We start from the raw sequence: 2,617 nt of genomic DNA on the forward strand, positions 1-2,617 counted from the left end.
ACTATTGCCCTCTCATTTGCCTACCCGCAAAACCTTTTTTAATGATTTACGAGCCTTAACTCGGTATCTTGTTTTTGATAGTTGGGATCATCTTCTGACTTTTATGATTCTTGGCTTAGACCTAGATCTCCCACCTAACAGTAGTTAAATTTCCATAATGAGAATTGCTGCCCCATCGTCACCACACCATACAACACATCCATATCCTCAGACTCAGACAAAGCAATCATCTCAACTGCTAACTGCGTAAACCCTCTCACCAGATCATCCCTTTTTGCCTCAATCACAATCAAACTATTCTGACTTCGCAATAAATAATCTAGCGTTCCCTTCAGCCAATTATTTACCTCCAAGTTATACTCAATGCGTAACTGACAATGACAAAACCGAGTCACCTCCATCAGCACAGGCGCAACCAAAATCTCCCGCTTCGCCGTCTCCGTTGACAAGCGCACCAAAGGCAACACATCCTCAATCAACTGCCGAATTACCCCTAAATGTTCCGATTGTCTAGGCGATCGGGGTAAATCCAAATGTGCATTCGCAAAAGCATAATCAAACTCCGCCAAAATTTCATCAGTTTCATGGGTTAGCTCAAAATAAGAACGAAAAGAATAGGAGCAATCCTCTTTAAGAATTTTATTTTTAGTCATGTTTCTATCCACAGCGATCGTAACTCATCAACCAAACAACTTAAAAATGTAATATTTTATCCCCCTCAATCCCCCTTACAAAGGGGGAAGAAGATAATTTAATTAATTCTCCCCCCTTTCTCAAGGGGGGCTGGGGGGGATCTCTCCTAATGTCCCATGTCCTGAAATACAGCCAACAACCTCAATTGTAACGCCTTAATCTCCGGTGCAATCTCCGCCCTTGGGCGCAAAGGCTGATACTCATAAAAATGGCGATTGAAATTAATCTCATAACCCACCTTACCAACCTCACCATCCTTCTCATCCCGCACTGTCTCATTAATCCAAGCATCGGTTACATGGGGCAGCACCTCACGCTGGAAATAAGTATAAATATCCTCCTTTAAAGGCACAGTCTCAAAATCGCGCAGATCGCCATCAGCTTCAGGATTACCCTTATCATCCACACAAATTTCCGCAGTCTCATCCTTTTCCGATAGAGCCGCCAAAATCGCCTTCTTCACTGCTGCTGACAGCTTCAACTTCGCCTTACTCAAAGCCGCCTCTAACACCTTCTCAAATTGCTTACGGTCTTTATATAGTTTAGAATCCAATCGCCTCAAAACCTCCAAGATCGAAGCCTGTAACGCCTTACCCGCCTCAATTTCCGCGTCTGCCGCTTCAGACTTTTTCTTACTGGTTGCCAAATTCATAAACGCAGTTTGCGCCTCCAATCTCCCTAAGCGTTCTGGACTAACTTGGAAATTTAACCGCAAAGGACGCTCAATCGTAATCTTGCGATAACCAAAATCAATTGAGTCAAAAATCTTGGTAAACTCACCCTCTTTAAACTCAAAGGCAAGATCGTCCAATTGCTGAATATGCCCCTCAGAAAGCTCATTGCGCTTATCCCCTAGACTCTTTCGCATCTTCTGAGCAAACACCTCAATATCCTTCTCCTTACCCCGTTCCTTCACCTTATAGGTAGCAGCACCATTCACCAACAGCACCTTATACTGACGGTGAGCAGGCTTACGATTGCTCAAGATCCAGATATAAGTCGTAATGCCCGTATTAAAAAACATTTGACTAGGTAGCGCCACAATCGTTTCTAGCCAATCATTTTCCAATATCCAACGCCGAATCTCACTCTCACCACTGCCAGCATCCCCCGTAAACAAAGGCGATCCATTTAACACGATCGCAATCCGACTACCGCACTCATTCACAGGCTTCATCTTCGAGATCAAATGTTGCAAAAATAATAACTGTCCGTCGTTTTTGCGTGGTGTCCCTGCCTCAAACCTCTGACCCTTACCCGTTTCCTTCTTAACTTGACCCTCATCCTTATTCCAATCTTTCCCATAGGGTGGATTCACCAACATATAGTCAAATCGTTTATCCTTATGACCATCAGCCGAAAAGGAACTATTCGGCATAATGTTATCAGCATCCCGATCATCACCCTTAATCAGCAAATCCGACTTACACACCGCAAAGGTTTCATCATTAACCTCTTGCCCAAACAGTCGAATATCCGCACTAGGGTTAATATTTTTGATTATGTGTTCCTTGGCGATCGACAGCATCCCACCCGATCCGCAAGCACAGTCATAGATCGTCCTCACCACGCCTTGCTGTTTCAGCGCAACTTCATCACCCCGCAGCATCATCCGCACCATCAGCCTGATTACCTCACGCGGCGTAAAGTGTTCCCCTGGATTCTCATTCATCTGCTCATTAAAGCGGCGAATCAAATCCTCAAACAACGTCCCCATCATGTGATTGTCAATGCGATCGGGACTAAGATCCACCTCAGAAAATTTCTTAATCAGGAGAAATAACAAGCCTTTCGAGTCCTAAGTATTGATCGTCGTTCGCAAACTAAACTTATCAATCACTTCCAACATATTTGGCGAAAAGCCGTTTAAGTAATTGATCGTATAGATAATTTAAATAAAAACTACAGCTTCGACTTCGCTCAG

General features: G+C 43.8%; 2 protein-coding genes and 1 pseudogene. 1 reads left to right on the forward strand and 2 read right to left on the reverse strand.

Translation table 11 applies throughout. From position 1 onward, the window contains the following. Positions 1 to 148, forward strand: a pseudogene (locus AC805_RS27410) (ISNCY family transposase); the annotation flags it as partial. Here the strand turns inward: AC805_RS27410 and AC805_RS16100 are convergent. Together AC805_RS16100 and AC805_RS16105 are read right to left on the reverse strand one after the other, a co-directional pair. Continuing rightward, entirely contained in the window at positions 135 to 653 is a 519-nt protein-coding gene (locus tag AC805_RS16100) for a hypothetical protein (RefSeq protein ID WP_055076362.1), read from the reverse strand. The pseudogene AC805_RS27410 and the gene AC805_RS16100 overlap by 14 nt on opposite strands. Before the next feature lie 146 nt (positions 654 to 799). Continuing rightward, positions 800 to 2,479: a class I SAM-dependent DNA methyltransferase gene (locus tag AC805_RS16105; protein WP_055076363.1), complete on the reverse strand. Its 1,680-nt coding sequence runs from the start codon at positions 2,477 to 2,479 to the stop codon at positions 800 to 802. Positions 2,480 to 2,617 lie beyond the last annotated feature (138 nt).

The organism is Pseudanabaena sp. 'Roaring Creek' (assembly GCF_001402795.1).
GTDB lineage: Bacteria > Cyanobacteriota > Cyanobacteriia > Pseudanabaenales > Pseudanabaenaceae > Pseudanabaena.